Source organism: Pacificibacter marinus (assembly GCF_018860505.1).
GTDB lineage: Bacteria > Pseudomonadota > Alphaproteobacteria > Rhodobacterales > Rhodobacteraceae > Celeribacter > Celeribacter marinus_B.
Genome location: NZ_JAHKPU010000020.1, coordinates 164,897 through 180,160, shown reverse-complemented (window position 1 = coordinate 180,160; position 15,264 = coordinate 164,897). Strand labels below are relative to the sequence as shown.

Sequence of the window (15,264 nt, the reverse complement as noted above, 5' to 3'; positions counted from 1 at the left end):
AATGGACCAAGATGACTGGATATTTGCTATTTAAGCACGCTGTCGCGCGTGTGTTTCGAAACTTGGATGACGCGCTGGCGATATCTGGGTTGATCTGGATCGCGACCATGGCGATTGTGCTTGTCGCCTCAACTTATGCGCCAGCTATGCCCGCAACTGTCGAAGGGTGGGAAGCCTTGACGATGAACCAAATATTGATCGCGCTCGGGGCAAATATAGCCGTGATCGTGGCAAGTATTTGGATCGCGGTGGAATGGCATCGTTTTGTGTTGCTGGGTGAACGCCCTCAAACAGTGATCCCGCCGTTTCGTGCGGCATTGATGCTGGCCTATATGGGTAAATCCATTTTATTGATGGTCGTGCTCTTTGCGATGATGTTTGTCGCGATGCTTGTTTTGATGCTGGTAATGGCTCTGGCTGGAGCTTTGCAGTTTCTTGTGATGGCCTTCATTATTTGTGCTGGCAGTGCATTGATGTATGGGTTTTACAGGCTATCTCCTATGTTGCCTGCATCCGCTCTTGGGACATCTCTGTCCATTCAAGAAGTTTGGTCTAAAACGGAACCTTATAAGGCGCAGATATTTCAAGCCACGATTTTGATGATTTTGATGACATTGCTTTTGCAAGTGCCTTACGCATTTTTGGGATCAGGCGTCGTCGGGGTTGTAGTGTCTTTGGTCACGGGATGGATCGGCTTGATGGTCGGCGTCAGTCTGCTGTCGGCAATTTATGAATTGGCAACATCGAAGGCAGGCAGATGATGCGGAGCACAGATATCACCAGACCCGCACGCGAGGCCACTCAGTTGGTGCGCAAATTGTTTGAACCTACGCCATGTGCGCGCAATGATCACTTATCGCAAAAGTTTGACTCAGATATATGGTTAAAACGCGAAGACCTTACACCTGTACGTAGCTACAAAATTCGCGGTGCTGTGAATGCGATGAGCCGCGCACGTACGCAAAATCCAAACCTTGATCTTTTTGTTTGTGCGTCTGCAGGCAATCACGCGCAAGGTGTGGCTTTTGCCTGTCGCCATTTTGGGGTCAGAGGTGTTATTTTTATGCCCGTCACCACGCCCAAACAAAAGATTGAAAAAACCAAAATCTTTGGTGGTGATAACATCGAGGTGCGCATGGTTGGGGACTATTTTGATGATACATTGGCTTCGGCCAAAACCTTTTGCGATGAGGCGTCAGGATACTTTTTGGCACCGTTTGACGACGTTGATGTCATTGCGGGGCAGGCATCGGTTGCTGTTGAGTTTATGGATCAGATGGCCGAGGCCCCTGATGTGGTGATATTACCTGTTGGTGGGGGCGGATTGTCGGCTGGCGTCGTTCAATATTTGGCTCAGGTGGCGCCGAGTACTGAGATTTATTTTGTGGAGCCGAGCGGAGGCCCGTCTCTGGCTGCCGCTGTGGCCGCTGGAACGCCCGTGACGCTAAGTTCGATCGATAGCTTTGTCGATGGTGCTGCCGTTGCGCAAATCGGATCGACCCCTTTCGCTGCCTTGAGGCATGTCGATAAAAGCCAGCTATTGACGGCGCCAGAGGATCGCATCTGCGCGACAATGATTGAGATGCTCAACATCGAAGGCATCGTTTTAGAGCCAGCCGGAGCGCTTGCGATTGATGCCTTACAAGATTTGCAAGATGTGATCCGTGGGCGCAGGGTATTGTGCATTGCGTCAGGCGGGAATTTCGATTTTGAGCGCCTGCCTGAAGTGAAGGAACGGGCTCAGAAATATCTAGAACTCAAGAAATACTTTATTTTACGTATGCCACAGCGACCGGGTGCTTTGCGTGATTTTTTGGACTTGTTGGGAGATGCAGACGATGTTGCACGGTTTGAATATCTTAAAAAATCGGCACGCAATTTCGGGTCTGTTTTGATCGGAATTGAAACGGACCATCCAAAGAATTTTGAACGCTTGTTTTATAAGATGGATCAAGCTGGTCTTGTGTATAAAGACATAACCAATGACCAAACTCTGTCTGAGTTTGTTCTTTAACTGGATAAAATAATGTCAGTTTTCGATGTAAATTCAGCCCGCGATGTTTTGTAGGAAGCTAAAATTTCTGCCAAGTCGACAGCGTCAGAGTGGCCATCTGCAGAAGCAATTTCTCCTGTTTGGCAAAGACTTGAAAAGGACGCAAACCCCAAATTCATTGAACTGCCTTTTAAAAAATGCAGATCTTGTTCGAGTTTGGTGCGATCCCCTGTGGTTTCAAGTCGTTCAATGACTTCATCCACTTCCTCAAGAAAGAGTTCGACAACTTCGCCAAAATCCTCGACGCCGACTTCATCACGTAATTCGGTAATGCGGTTCCAATCAATCATCTGGGCGCTCCTTTAAGCCTCTTTTACACAGGAGACTTAAAATCGCGTAACTTTTGGAAATCATTACAATCAATTTTATATTTAAGGCACCATTAAGTTGCGCAGGCCAATGTAACGCAAACCACGACATCTAGGTTGGAATAGTCATTGGCAATCGCGCAACAAAAGCAAGCATATCTTACATCCGCCCCTGGGCGAGGTGTCGTAAACAACGTGTTGGTTGTCGACGACTCGCGGGCACAGCGACGTATATTGTCATCCTATCTTGGGCGATGGGGCTATACGGTGTTCGAGGCAGAGTCAGGGGATGCTGCTTTGATGATTTGTGAAACAGAAAAAATTGACCTCATTGTTTCTGACTGGATGATGCCTGGACTTAATGGTCTGGATTTTTGCCGTATTTTCAGATCATTAGACCGTGAAGACTATGGATACTTCATCTTGTTGACGTCAAAGTCAGACAAGGCAGAAGTGGCAGAAGGGTTAGATGTTGGTGCAGATGATTTTTTGACGAAACCGGTTGCTGGCGATGAACTTTTGGCGCGTATCCGTGCGGGTGAACGTATATTGCGCATGCAACGTGAACTGTCTGCAAAAAATGAACTGGTTACCTCAACATTACAGGAAATTTCCGGGCTTTATGATTCGCTTGATCGCGATCTTGTTGAGGCGCGTAAACTGCAACAATCGCTTGTAAAAGACCGATTCAAAGATTTTGATACGGCTCAGGTGTCACTTTTGTTACGCCCAAGCGGCCACGTTGGTGGCGATCTTGTTGGTTTTTTTCCAATAAATGACAATCAGTTTGGTGTGTTTTCGATAGACGTATCGGGGCATGGTGTTGCCTCGGCACTGATGACGGCACGTCTCGCGGCTTATTTGACAGGCTCAACCTCCGACCAAAACCTTGCTATCGCACACACTGAAGATGGCAGGCATATCGCCAAATCACCTGCAAAAGTGGCAAAAACACTCAACACAATGATGCTGAAAGAAATGGAGACGGATCTCTATTTTACTATGATTTTGGGGCATTTTGATCGGACAAATGGCAAGTTTGTTATGGCTCAGTGTGGTCATCCTCATCCAGCGATTCAGCGTAAAGACGGAACGGTTGAGTACTTCGGGGAGGGCGGGTTGCCTGTTGGCTTGATTCCCGAGGCCATATTTGACGATTTTGAGATCCAAATTTCCATGGGCGAAAGGATCATTTTGTTGTCTGATGGTGTCACTGAATGCCCTGATGGCACCAATGGCATGTTGGGAGAGGATGGATTCATCTCATTAGTCGAAAATATAGCAGACCTGACAGGCAGCGCATTTTTTGACACGATGCTTTGGGACCTGAACAATTTCAATAATGATAAAGACTTTCCCGACGATATTTCAGCTATTCTTCTTGAGTATACAGGCTCAAGTACTGAGTAACGGCGGCTCTATCACCTGGGTTTCCAAGACAGGCGAGCGTTTGCGCAAAGGGCACCCATTTTGCGGTATGACCAATTTCAGTTGGATCTCCGAGACGTCGAACAGGGCGCGCAACGTATATTTTACACAGTTTTTCCGCCCACATATTGTAGTCAGGCATGAACACGAACCTACGAAAGGCATGTAAAAATTGTGGTTTTGAAATTCGCCAGCCCGTTTCCTCAATGACTTCACGATGTAATGCTGCGATCGAGGATTCGCCCTTGTCGATGCCGCCACCCGGAAGCTGAAATTCTGGACTAGGGGCCGCTTGATGGGTCAACAGCAAAGAGCCATTCAAAGGCAAAATAGCGTATGCACCGGGGCGCATCGTATAGGAAATACCGTTTATTTTTGGATCACCATAGCGTCGAATCATATCTAGCCCTTTTCCCAGAGGTTGCCGCCCTTATATGAACAAGGTATGCCAACCTGCGACGTGCAAGGGAACCGAAAATGCTTGGATCAAAAATCGCTTGGGATGACACTGTTCTCCCGTTTCAACTCGATCAATCAGATGTGCGCGGCCGTGTGGCCCGCCTTGATGGTGTTCTTGAGCAAGTTCTCGAGCAACACGATTACCCGCCAGTGATCGAGGCGCTTGTCGCTGAAGTTGCTTTGCTGACAGCAATGATTGGTCAAACAATCAAATTGCGGTGGAAGCTGTCTATTCAAATTCGCAGCGATGGCCCTGCCCGCATTATTGCGACCGATTATTATGCGCCCTCCGCTGACGGCAAACCTGCGCGTATTCGTGCATATGCGTCGTATGATGCGGAGCGCCTTGACCCCAATGGCACTGCCTATGACCAGGTTGGAAAAGGCTATTTCGCGATTTTGATCGACCAAGGTGAGGGCAATAAACCTTATCAAGGCATTACGCCGCTAACCGCTGAGTCGCTATCTCGTTGTGCTGAGGCGTATTTTGCGCAGTCTGAGCAACTTCCAACACGTTTTGAATTGGCTTTTGGTCGTTCTACGCTTGCAGGAGACGATGAAAAATGGCGTGCTGGCGGTGTTATGTTACAAAAAATGCCTAAAGCATCGCCAAGTGCGGCACCTCTTGAAAGCACAAGCGACGAGGGTTTGTTGACGGCATCCGATATTTTGGATGGGGATGACTTTGAAAACTGGAATCGCGCTAATATCTTGCTTGATACCGTTGATCCATTAGAATTGATCGGACCAAGTGTGCAACCAACAGATTTGTTGGTGCGCTTATTTCATGAGGATAAACCCCGTGTGTTTGATGCACAACCGGTCACTTTTGGATGCAGCTGCTCCGAGAAAAGTGTGCGTAACAGTCTTTCAATCTATTCCGCGAAAGACATTGCCACGATGACAACTGAAGAAGGTACTGTTTCTGCAGATTGTCAATTCTGTGGTGCGCATTACGTTATGGATCCAACAACTCTTGGGTTCGAAGCAAAGGCAAAGACCGATGGTGACGCGGATTGATAGACTGAAGATTGAACGGGCGCTGTCACATGATGGCCGCCCGTCCTCTGATTTTGATCTCAATCCTAAGGCGCGACCAAAAGCTGTTGTTTTAAAGCCCGCAGGTGTGCTTTTGCCGATTGTTGAGCGAGATTCCGGTCTGCAGCTTATTCTCACAAAACGATCCTCAACGATCAAACATCATCCGGGTCAAATTGCGTTTCCGGGTGGGCGTGTCGACCCCACCGATGCGACACATATTGCGGCCGCTTTACGTGAAGCTGATGAAGAAATCGGCCTTCCGCCTGAAAACGTCGATGTGCTTGGCGAGTTACCCAGCCATGAAACTATATCGAATTATACCATGCATCCTGTGGTTGGCTGGGTCACGCAAGATTTCATTCCTCGTTTAGAAGTGGCTGAAGTGTCCGAGATGTTTGAAGTGCCTTTGGCGCATGTTTTGGATATGTCGAATTACACAATTCAGTCACGCATTTGGCGCAGACAGGTCCGCAAGTTTTATACCGTGCCCTATGGGCCCTATTATATTTGGGGTGCCACCGCGCGGGTTTTGCGATCTTTCGCACAAAAGGTCAGTCTGTGAAGTCGGTAAAAACATGCGATTGGTTCCAAGCTGAAGCCACTCAAACTGTTATTAAAATGTTCAAATCAGCAGATCAATCGGCCTATTTTGTCGGCGGTTGTATACGCAACAGTTTGATGGGTGTGCCTGTCACCGATCTGGACATCTCGACGCCGATGCGGCCTGAAGCTGTGATGGAGCTTGCGAAATCGGCTGGGTTGAAAGCCATTCCCACAGGGATTGAACATGGTACGGTGACCGTCATCACGGGTGGCGAACCCTTTGAAATAACGACATTTCGGCGCGATGTTGCCACAGATGGGCGCCGCGCTATTGTTGCGTTTTCTGACAGTTTACAAGAGGATGCTTGTCGCCGTGACTTTACGATGAATGCACTTTATGTGGATTTGAACGGCGCAATCTTGGATCCGCTTGGCGGTATAACTGACTTGGTCGCACGCAAGGTGCGCTTCATCGGCGTGCCTCAGGATCGTATCCGTGAGGACTATCTGCGTATTCTGCGGTTTTTCAGGTTTCACGCGATGTACGGCGATGAAGATGTCGGCCTTGATGCGGATGCACTGGCAGGGTGTGCTGAAAACTTAGACGGATTGAGTGGCCTGTCTAAAGAACGCGTAGGATCTGAAATCATTAAACTTTTATCTGCGCCTGATCCAAGCATGGCGATTGGCGCGATGGAGGCGGCTGGCGTTCTGCAAGCCATTTTGCCGGGCGCGTCTGGGCGTTCGCTTTACCCCTATGTGACACAAGAATTCCATATCGATCCGATGGCGCGACTTGCCGCGCTGGGCGGTGAAGATGCTGGGCCTTTGCTCAAGCTGTCGAAAAAGCAATCTGTGCGGCTTGCGAAATTTAAAGACGCGATGGGCCATGGGCGTTCAGTTTATGAGATCGCATTTGAGGAAGGTGCTGACATGGCGCTTTGTACTGCAGCATTGCGCGCGGCTGTGTTTGAACAGCCATTACAAGCCGATGTAAAATCGCAAATTTTGGCTGCATCTCAGCAGGTTTTTCCAGTCAGAGCCCAAGATTTAATGCCCGAATATACTGGTGCTGAACTTGGGGCGGCGTTGAAGACGCTACAACATGCTTGGCTGGCGTCCGGTTTTGCCCTAACCAAGGCGAAATTGATGCAAATATTGGAAACCAAGTCGACATGACACAGATAGAAATCACACGACTTGGGCACCACGGCGATGGTATCGCGACTGGTCCAATCTTTGCAGCTAAAACATTGCCCGGTGAAATCGTTGAAGGCGACATCTCGGGCGACCGCATGGTAAGCCCAAGCATTGTCACACCATCACCTGATCGCGTGAAACCCCCTTGCGTGCATTTTAAATCTTGCGGTGGTTGTGCGTTACAGCATGCGTCAGACGATTTCGTTGCGAGTTGGAAATCTGATGTTGTACGTACAGCCTTATCGCATCAAGGCATTGATGTGCCGATTTCGAGTGTTTTCACTTCACCAAGACAATCACGTCGGCGCGCGACCTTCGCAGGCCGACGTACGAAAAAAGGGGTTTTGGTTGGATTGCATGGTCGTGCCTCTGGTACTTTGGTGCTCGTGCCTAATTGTGTGTTGATGACGCAAAAAATTATGGACGGGATGCCTGCATTTGAGGCTTTGGTTCAGATCGGTGGGTCACGTCGTGTTGAGATGGCTATTACAGTGACGGATTCCGACGCTGGCTTGGATGTTTCTGTTGTGGATGGCAAAGAACTCGACATGGAATTGCGCTCTAGTTTGGCTGCTGTTGTCCGCGAGTACGGGATCATTCGCTTGTCATGGAACGGCGATGAGGTTGTGCAAGAAACCCGCCCCTTTTTGTCATTTGGGCGCGCACGCCTTGTGCCGCCTCCGGGTGCATTTTTGCAAGCTACACGCCACGGCGAGCAGACTTTGATTGCATTGATGAAAGAGGCCGTGTCTGGCGCTGAGCGTGTGGTGGATCTCTTTTCTGGCTGCGGCACCTTTGCTCTGCCCATGGCAGAATTTGCCGAGGTTTATGCGGTTGAGGGCGAGCATGTGATGCTTAACAGCCTGTCAGAAGCGTGGAAAACAGCCTCTGGATTAAAGCCCGTCACGGTTGCCACGCGTGACTTGTTTCGCCAACCTTTGTTGCCGGAAGAGTTGAACAAATTTGATGCAGCAATCATCGATCCGCCGCGTGCAGGTGCTTTGGCGCAAACGGGTGAATTGGCCAAAAGCAAATTGCAATCGATTGGTTTCGTGTCCTGTAACCCTGTGACATTTGGGCGAGACGCAAAAACGCTTGTTGAGGCAGGATTCGAAATCGATTGGCTACATGTTGTGGATCAGTTCAGGTGGTCGCCTCACGTGGAAATCGCGGCGAAATTCAGTCGCACCTGACACAGAATTTACTTTGAGCATTGTGATTGCTGGCGTATACGCAGCGAAAACAGGTTTGGATATAATAATGGAACGCCGCAAATTTATAGCAGTCTTGGCTGCGGTTAGCCTTTTCCCCACAGTCGCGTTTTCACGCACTTTAGCACCATATACTGGGCCGCGCGTGACTCGTGTGGTGCTGTATAAGGGCAGGCGTCGACTGTACTTGTTAAGCGGAACCAAAGTGTTGAAAAAATACAAGGTTGGCCTTGGCGGCGTTCCTGTGGGGCATAAGCAATTTGAAGGTGATGGCAAAACGCCTGAAGGCAGCTACATTATTGATCGTAAAAACCCGCAGTCCCAGTATCATCTCTCGATTGGAATCTCTTATCCAAACAGTCGTGATATCGCCTATGCGCGTGCAAATGGCCGCAGTCCTGGCGGTGAAATTTTCATTCACGGCCGAGCGGGTGAACATAAAGGCCGTGGGCGTGATTGGACTGCAGGCTGTATTGCCGTTAAGGACAGGCACATGGAAGAAATTTACATGATGGTTGCCACAGGAACGCAAATCGACATCCATCCTTAGGGCGGGGGCCGTGTGTTATTCGGCGCTGGCGAACTGCGGCGCTGCGCTACCCAAAATCATTGTCCACCAAAGTTTGCCGCCTTGTTCTTGGAACCATGCAAAGCCAAGGTCTGTCGCGCGACGATCCAAAATGATCTCGCGTGTATCTGGCTGCTCCATCCACGCGCCCAATGTTTCCAATTCGGATTCATACGTTTCCGAAATGTTTTCGCCGAGCATTGTGCCGATATAGCCTGAGCGTGCAACGCGATCGATGGGCGATGATCCATCAGATCCGAAATGCCACGGGCGATTTTGGTTTTTCATGTCTTGCGAATGAGTGGCCGCCGCTGCGTTGAGGTTGGAATTCAACTTGATTTCTGGTGCGCCAGCTGCGGCGCGCAAGGCGTTGATTGAATCCAGCATACGGTATTGAACCTTGGCCTCTTCACGAGCGCTGATCCGATAAACACGTGGCAGCGGTTTCCCGTCCGGTCCCAATGCGGGGGTGTTGCTTTCGCACGCACTTAGGCCGATAATAGAAACAAGAAGCAGAACAATGAAACGCGTCATTTTTTTAGTACCCCGAATACGATCTTAGAATCACCTATCCTGAAAATGATGTATGATCAAATCATGTCCGCGTGTTTTCGCTGCCAATGATTGTTTGATTTGCGACTGCGACAATCGCGCCATATACATGGCATTATGAAATAACTGTTTTGGGGTCCATTATGACCAATAAAGTCGATACCAAACTCTCAAGACGCGCCTTTGTTGCAGTGTCCACTGCTTGTGTGGCTGCACCCGCTTTGGCGCAGACTGATAACACTACAGAAGTTGAGCGCGATATTTCTGAAGTCGTGCGTCGTAATATTTCGAGCTTTCGCTCTTTGGATTGGCGTCCGTATTTTGACAATACGCGCAATGGCGCGATTTTGGTCGATACGACATCCAGAGCATTGCATTATTGGAGCGAAGATCAATCGCTTTACAAACTGTATCCAACTTCAGTTCCATTGTCCGAAGATCTCACACGCCTTGGCCGGACATCTGTCATCCGTAAGGTCGAGGGTCCATCATGGGCTCCAACGCCATCTATGCGCATTCGCAATCCTGAATGGCCAAGTTTTGTCGGCCCAGGCCCAGACAATCCGTTGGGCACACATGCTTTGTACCTGTCGTGGACCTATTATCGCATTCACGGGACGCATGACACACGCAAAATTGGCCGTCGTTCGTCAAATGGCTGCATCGGTTTGTATAACGAGCACATCAAAGAATTGTACGGGCTTGTTGGCAACGGCGCACAGGTTTTGTTGATTTAACGCAATTGCACCGACATTTATAAAATGGCGACCCTGCGATCGGGGCCGCCATTTTTTATGCCCTATACCCAGCCTGCTAGATTGGTTTCTATGACTGTGCACAGCGCTGAAATATGCGCCTCGTCGTCATTGAGGCAGGGAATGTACAAGAAATCTTTGCCGCCAGCGTGCTCAAAGCTTTCTTTGATTTCCTCGTTGATTTCTTCAAGTGTCTCGATGCAATCGGCGGAAAAGGCTGGCGCGCAGACCGCGATGCTTTTGTTGCCGGCCTCTGCCTGACGCGCAACCTCTTCAACCGTGTAGGGTTGAAGCCATTCTTCGGGTCCAAATTTGGATTGGAAGGTTGTCATGATTTCCGTATCAGCCCAACCTAGCTTTTCTTTAAGCAATCGTGTCGTTTTGTGGCAGTGGCAATGATAAGGATCGCCGCCTTCCTTTAGGTAACGCTCTGGCAAGCCATGATATGAGCAAATTAAAATATCTGGTTTTTTTGCCGCATTGGCATAGCTACGCTCAATGGATTGCGCCAAGGCATTAATGTATTCAGGTTTGTCAAAATAGGGCTCGACCGTGCGCACAGCAGGTTGCCAATTTTCTTCCATCAGAGCACGAAAGAATTGATCGTTTGCCGTTGCGACCGTCGCTCCTGCGTATTGCGGATAAAGCGAAAAAAACAGGATCTTTGTACAGCCTTCAGAAACCATTTCGGCCACCTTAGATTTGGTCGATGGATTTCCATATCGCATGCAGTAATCGACCACCACCTCGTCACCATATTTAGACTCTAACGCGGCTGAAATGGCGGATGTTTGTTGCTTTGTGATTGTCGCAAGCGGACTTTCATTTGCCTCGTTGTTCCAGATGGATTTATAAGCAGCGCCAGATTTTGACGGGCGGACGGACAAGATGATGCCCTGCAATATTGGTTGCCATTTCCAAGCAGGATAATCGACAACACGCTTGTCCGATAAAAACTCACTCAGATATTTGCGCATAGACCAATAGTCTGTCGCATCAGGTGTGCCCAAATTTGCCAAAAGCACTCCGATTTTTTGCTTTGGAATCTTTGGGTGATCCGTTGTCGCATGCGCTGGGCAAACGGCATCGTCGGCATTTGTGTTGAGCCGTGTTGGCTTCATGGTTCCCATCGCGTGATCCTGTCTTTTTGTATTCTGTTAGGCTAGGGCGCAGTCAAAATTGTTCAAGTCTGCGGTGCATCATTTGGTAAGTTGAATTCTTTTGCTCCAAGGGCATCAGCCAAGCGCGTTTTGGCAGACCCGGGCATCAAGGGTTTGGGTTGGCTGGCATCTGGTGCCCAGCCAGTCAAAAACACCATATCAAAGGTCGCGTTCAACCGATCTTGGCCTGAGAAGTGTTTTTTGTAGAGTGTTTGAGTGACCTCAAATAGCGCGCGCGTCGCGGTTTTGCGGGATCGTGCGTGTAAGGCAGAGGTTTCGCCCATAGCGCGTAGATCATGAATAAGCTGGTTTAGAGACGAAAATGTTACTTTCGTGGTGGTTTTATCGGCCACAGGCAGTGCAAATGAGGCGCGTTGTAGCAGGCCACCTAGGTCACGTAGTTCCCCCATCGGTAACACCCGCGGTGACAGTCCGCCGGAGCATTCAATTTCGGCTTGCGACAAACAAGACCGCAATTCGTGAAGCGTTTGGTCGCCAAAAAACGCAGCGATCATGAGACCGTCAGGTTTCAGAGCGCGATTGCATTGAATAAGTTGACCAACCGGATCATTGGCCCAGTGCAAAGACATGGCATGGATGACAAGGTCATGTTGGCGCTCTTGCAGGTCTAAAACATCATCATCGGCAACAACTGTTGCATCAGGGAACCATGATTGCCACAGCTCGGGAAACCCCGTGACAATTGCTGGCGATGTAAACGGTTTGTTAACCATGTCGAGCCGATCTTGAATTTCAAGACGTGCCTCATGGTGCAGAAAGAAATCTCCCCCTAGACGCTTGGCGCGCAGACGGTTGCGTATCAATTGAGCACGATCAACGAGGGGGGCGGTATTAGACATAAGCTCTCTTCCAGTGAAGTTGGGCCAACTTAGGAAGTCATGCGGAAAATGCAAAGACTGGCGCGGTTCTTATACCCCCCTCAATGCTTAACATGCGACGAAATAGTCGATTTTGTTCACGGTCTTTGTCCAAAATGTTGGGCCGATACGCCGTTTATAAAGCAAAATGGTTGTGAAATGTGTGCAGCCCCGTTGATTGGGGAGGTCGAGAGTGGTGATTTGTGCGATTCATGCCGTGCTGTGCCGCGACCGTGGTCGCGCGCGCGCGCTGCCTTACTGTATGAGGGGAATGCAAAATCCATCGTTTTGCGTCTAAAGCATGGAGATAGAACGGATCTTGCTCATCCTGTTGGTGCATGGCTGGCCGAGGCTGCGCGCCCCTTGGTGACGACAGATATGGTTGTCGCACCTGTGCCATTGCATTGGTTTCGTGGGGTTCGGCGCAGGTATAACCAGTCATTGCTGCTTTCACGCCGTGTATCACGATTGCTGGAGTTGGATCACTGTCCAAATCTACTGCACAGACGCATAGCCACACGCAAACTTGATGGCATGACGGCGCAAGAGCGCACGGATGTCGTTTCAAACGCCATAGCGTTGAGGTCGCATCACGTAAGGACACTTAAGGGGCGTCATGTTTTGTTAATCGATGATGTTATGACCACAGGTGCCACTTTAACGACCTGCGCCAAGGCCTGCCTGCAAGGCGGCGCCGTTCAAGTTTCCGTTGCGGTACTGGCACGCGTTGCGAAGAAGAACTAAATCCTTATAGTCCTGCCGGACATAAAGGATAAAAACATGCAGCCTGTAACACTCTATACGACACCGATTTGCCCGTTTTGTATCGCCGCCAAGCGGCTTTTAGACAGCAAGGGCGTAGAATACACCAACCTTGATGTGATGGCTCAGCCAGAACTGCGTGCCGAAATGATGCAGCGTGCTCATGGTCGCCACACAGTACCGCAGATTTTTATAGGTGAGACACATGTTGGTGGATGTGATGAGCTGCACCAACTGGAACATGCCGGAAAACTTGATCCGCTTTTGGCGGGGTAAATTATATGCCAAAGGTTGGCCTCGTCACGCTGAACTCTAGCGATGATCCTGCGCAAAACCTGCGTGTGGTGCAAAGCTATATTGATGAGGCCGTCGCGCGCGGCGCGCAGATTGTGATGACACCTGAGGTCACCAACTGCGTGTCTACTTCGCGGGTGCATCAACAGAATGTACTTTGTTTTGAGGCTGATGATCCAACGCTGCGAGCTTTACAAAAACACGCTCTAAAGCGAGGCGTTTGGATCCTTATTGGATCGTTGGCATTGAAAACAGGTGATGCCGATGGTCGCTTTGCGAATAGGTCATTTTTGATTGGACCAGATGGGGTGATCAAGGCGCGCTATGACAAAATTCATATGTTTGACGTGACCCTGTCCGATACGGAATCCTATAAAGAATCTGCTGGGTATCGCCCTGGAACTGACGCTGTCGTGGCGCAGACGGATGCGGGCACGATTGGTTTGACGATTTGCTATGATGTACGTTTTCCGCATCTTTATCGGTCATTGGCGCAATCGGGGGCAGAAATTCTGACTGTTCCTGCGGCCTTTGCGCAGGCCACTGGTCGCGCGCATTGGGAGGTTTTGCTGCGTGCGCGCGCTATTGAAACAGGCAGTTTCATCTTTGCGCCAACACAGACAGGTCAACATAGCGAAGCAAGGGGTGGCAAACGCAAAACCCACGGGCACAGCTTAGCGATTTCGCCTTGGGGTGAAGTGCTTTATGATGGTGGAATTGAGTGCGGCGTTGGGATCGTGGAGTACGATCTAAATGATGTTGCCAAAGCCCGCAGAGCTATACCTTCATTACAACACGACAGAGTATTTAAGGCCTTAAAATGACGTCATCAACCGGCACAGATTCTTTGGCTGTGGCCCTTTTTTCCGAAATTTTTATGGCAGACCAGTTGGCGCGAAATAGGCTGACGAAAGCGCTGCCAAAAGGCATGGAGATCAGTCACTTTTCGGTGCTCAACCATTTGGCGCGATCTGGTGAAGAGCGCTCTCCTGCACAATTAGCGCGGGCGTTTCATGTGACGCGCGGGGCTATGACCAACACGCTGAACAAATTGGAATGGGCAGGGCATATACACATTCGCCCAGACTGGGACGACGCACGTCGCAAGTTCGTGTCGATTTCACCGGCAGGGAAAGCCGCACGAGATGCAGCTTTGGCCGCGATCACGCCCATCCTCAATCAAGTGGTCGAATCGATTGGGCAAGATAAGGTGAAAAATGCCCTTCCTGTGCTGCGTGAGATGCGAATTCGACTTGAAAGTGACGTATGATTGCGACCCTAAACTGGCTTAATTGATGCTGTAACGTAGTTCACAGATAGATCGCGATCTGACAAAGACCATGTCCACAAGACAGGATTGAAAACAAATCCTTTGCGGTCCACAGGTGATAGGCCGGCTGTGGAAATCAAGTCGAACAGTTCGTTTGGGGTGATGAACTTGTCCCATTCATGCGTGCCGCGCGGCAACCAACGCATAACAACTTCGGCACCCAAGATGGCCATAACATAGGATTTTGGATTGCGGTTGATGGTTGAGCAAATCATCATACCACCTGCTTTAAGCAAAGTCTGACAGGCATTCAGATAGGTTTGCGGGTCGGCGACGTGCTCTACAACCTCCATGTTCAAGACAACATCAAATTGCTCACCTGCTTCAGCCAAATCTTCAGCGGCAGTATGGCGGTAATCGATGTCTAGACCAGATTGCTCCGCATGAAGGCGCGCGACAGGCAGGTTGCCCGCGGCAGCATCGGCTCCGACTACAGTTGCCCCAAGTCGCGCCATGGGTTCCGACAAAAGCCCGCCACCGCAGCCGATATCCAGTAAGCGCAGTCCCGTAAACGGTTTTAGGTCGCTCAGGTCGCGCCCAAATTCAGCGGCGATTTGCGTTGTGATATAATCAAGGCGACAAGGATTGAGCATGTGAAGCGGTTTGAATTTACCGTTGGGATCCCACCATTCGGCGGCCATCGCTTCGAATTTTGCGACTTCGGATGGGTCAATGGTGGACTGAGGCGTTTGCATGATCCGTTCCTTCATGTTCAATTCGTA

At 49.8% G+C, this 15,264-nt stretch carries 19 protein-coding genes; 13 read left to right on the top strand and 6 right to left on the bottom strand.

Features of this window, described 5'->3' with window-relative positions:
- Positions 1-11 precede the first annotated feature (11 nt).
- Together KO503_RS08610 and ilvA are read left to right on the top strand one after the other, a co-directional pair.
- Positions 12-761, top strand: coding sequence for a hypothetical protein (locus KO503_RS08610; RefSeq protein ID WP_215991137.1), 750 nt, complete (start codon positions 12-14; stop codon positions 759-761).
- The gene (gene ilvA / locus KO503_RS08605) at positions 758-2,014 is read left to right on the top strand and encodes a threonine ammonia-lyase IlvA (protein ID WP_215991136.1); all 1,257 of its coding nucleotides are present in this window, start codon (positions 758-760) and stop codon (positions 2,012-2,014) included. The genes KO503_RS08610 and ilvA overlap by 4 nt, the downstream gene beginning before the upstream one ends.
- Here the strand turns inward: ilvA and KO503_RS08600 are convergent.
- Positions 2,011-2,343 carry an Hpt domain-containing protein gene (locus tag KO503_RS08600; RefSeq protein WP_215991135.1) on the bottom strand — a complete coding sequence of 111 codons (333 nt, stop codon included), beginning with the start codon at positions 2,341-2,343 and terminating at the stop codon, positions 2,011-2,013. The genes ilvA and KO503_RS08600 overlap by 4 nt on opposite strands.
- A 213-nt stretch (positions 2,344-2,556) precedes the next feature.
- On the opposite strand from KO503_RS08600, the gene KO503_RS08595 reads away from it, so the two are divergent.
- Complete coding sequence (locus KO503_RS08595; RefSeq protein WP_354667583.1) at positions 2,557-3,771, top strand: PP2C family protein-serine/threonine phosphatase; 1,215 nt, start codon at positions 2,557-2,559, stop codon at positions 3,769-3,771.
- On the opposite strand, the gene KO503_RS08590 is transcribed toward KO503_RS08595, so the two are convergent.
- Positions 3,734-4,189, bottom strand: a complete 456-nt coding sequence (locus tag KO503_RS08590) for an NUDIX hydrolase (RefSeq protein WP_215991133.1) — start codon at positions 4,187-4,189, stop codon at positions 3,734-3,736. The two genes, KO503_RS08595 and KO503_RS08590, sit on opposite strands and share 38 nt — an antisense overlap.
- A gap of 77 nt (positions 4,190-4,266) precedes the next feature.
- On the opposite strand from KO503_RS08590, the gene KO503_RS08585 reads away from it, so the two are divergent.
- From KO503_RS08585 to KO503_RS08565, 5 genes are all read left to right on the top strand, one after another.
- Positions 4,267-5,268, top strand: coding sequence for an Hsp33 family molecular chaperone HslO (locus KO503_RS08585; RefSeq protein WP_215991132.1), 1,002 nt, complete (start codon positions 4,267-4,269; stop codon positions 5,266-5,268).
- Positions 5,252-5,851, top strand: coding sequence for a CoA pyrophosphatase (locus tag KO503_RS08580; RefSeq protein ID WP_215991131.1), 600 nt, complete (start codon positions 5,252-5,254; stop codon positions 5,849-5,851). Before KO503_RS08585 ends, KO503_RS08580 begins: the two co-directional genes overlap by 17 nt.
- Complete coding sequence (locus KO503_RS08575) at positions 5,848-7,011, top strand: CCA tRNA nucleotidyltransferase (RefSeq protein WP_303505080.1); 1,164 nt, start codon at positions 5,848-5,850, stop codon at positions 7,009-7,011. The genes KO503_RS08580 and KO503_RS08575 overlap by 4 nt, the downstream gene beginning before the upstream one ends.
- A complete protein-coding gene (locus tag KO503_RS08570) occupies positions 7,008-8,225 on the top strand; it encodes a class I SAM-dependent RNA methyltransferase (protein WP_215991130.1) in 1,218 nt (405 codons plus the stop codon). The genes KO503_RS08575 and KO503_RS08570 overlap by 4 nt, the downstream gene beginning before the upstream one ends.
- Before the next feature lie 67 nt (positions 8,226-8,292).
- Complete coding sequence (locus tag KO503_RS08565; protein WP_215991129.1) at positions 8,293-8,793, top strand: L,D-transpeptidase family protein; 501 nt, start codon at positions 8,293-8,295, stop codon at positions 8,791-8,793.
- A gap of 15 nt (positions 8,794-8,808) precedes the next feature.
- Here KO503_RS08565 and KO503_RS08560 read toward each other — a convergent pair whose 3' ends face one another.
- Entirely contained in the window at positions 8,809-9,345 is a 537-nt protein-coding gene (locus KO503_RS08560; protein WP_215991128.1) for a CAP domain-containing protein, read from the bottom strand.
- Positions 9,346-9,506: 161 nt separating this feature from the next.
- Here KO503_RS08560 and KO503_RS08555 point away from each other — a divergent pair, with 161 nt between their 5' ends.
- The gene (locus KO503_RS08555) at positions 9,507-10,100 is read left to right on the top strand and encodes a L,D-transpeptidase (RefSeq protein WP_215991127.1); all 594 of its coding nucleotides are present in this window, start codon (positions 9,507-9,509) and stop codon (positions 10,098-10,100) included.
- A gap of 62 nt (positions 10,101-10,162) precedes the next feature.
- On the opposite strand, the gene hemH is transcribed toward KO503_RS08555, so the two are convergent.
- Positions 10,163-11,248: a ferrochelatase gene (hemH, locus tag KO503_RS08550; protein ID WP_252731002.1), complete on the bottom strand. Its 1,086-nt coding sequence runs from the start codon at positions 11,246-11,248 to the stop codon at positions 10,163-10,165.
- A gap of 53 nt (positions 11,249-11,301) precedes the next feature.
- Positions 11,302-12,138 carry a methyltransferase domain-containing protein gene (locus tag KO503_RS08545; RefSeq protein ID WP_215991126.1) on the bottom strand — a complete coding sequence of 279 codons (837 nt, stop codon included), beginning with the start codon at positions 12,136-12,138 and terminating at the stop codon, positions 11,302-11,304.
- A 39-nt stretch (positions 12,139-12,177) separates the two neighbouring features.
- Between KO503_RS08545 and KO503_RS08540 the strand changes: the two genes are divergently transcribed.
- The 4 genes from KO503_RS08540 to KO503_RS08525 are packed head-to-tail and all read left to right on the top strand — an operon-like array spanning position 12,178 to position 14,482.
- Complete coding sequence (locus tag KO503_RS08540) at positions 12,178-12,900, top strand: ComF family protein (RefSeq protein ID WP_354667581.1); 723 nt, start codon at positions 12,178-12,180, stop codon at positions 12,898-12,900.
- A 36-nt stretch (positions 12,901-12,936) separates the two neighbouring features.
- Entirely contained in the window at positions 12,937-13,194 is a 258-nt protein-coding gene (gene grxC, locus KO503_RS08535) for a glutaredoxin 3 (RefSeq protein ID WP_215991124.1), read from the top strand.
- A gap of 5 nt (positions 13,195-13,199) precedes the next feature.
- Complete coding sequence (locus KO503_RS08530; RefSeq protein ID WP_215991123.1) at positions 13,200-14,036, top strand: carbon-nitrogen hydrolase family protein; 837 nt, start codon at positions 13,200-13,202, stop codon at positions 14,034-14,036.
- Complete coding sequence (locus KO503_RS08525) at positions 14,033-14,482, top strand: MarR family winged helix-turn-helix transcriptional regulator (RefSeq protein WP_215991122.1); 450 nt, start codon at positions 14,033-14,035, stop codon at positions 14,480-14,482. The genes KO503_RS08530 and KO503_RS08525 overlap by 4 nt, the downstream gene beginning before the upstream one ends.
- Before the next feature lie 8 nt (positions 14,483-14,490).
- Here the strand turns inward: KO503_RS08525 and ubiG are convergent, their stop codons facing one another.
- Positions 14,491-15,237, bottom strand: a complete 747-nt coding sequence (gene ubiG, locus KO503_RS08520; RefSeq protein ID WP_215991121.1) for a bifunctional 2-polyprenyl-6-hydroxyphenol methylase/3-demethylubiquinol 3-O-methyltransferase UbiG — start codon at positions 15,235-15,237, stop codon at positions 14,491-14,493.
- Positions 15,238-15,264: the final 27 nt, after the last annotated feature.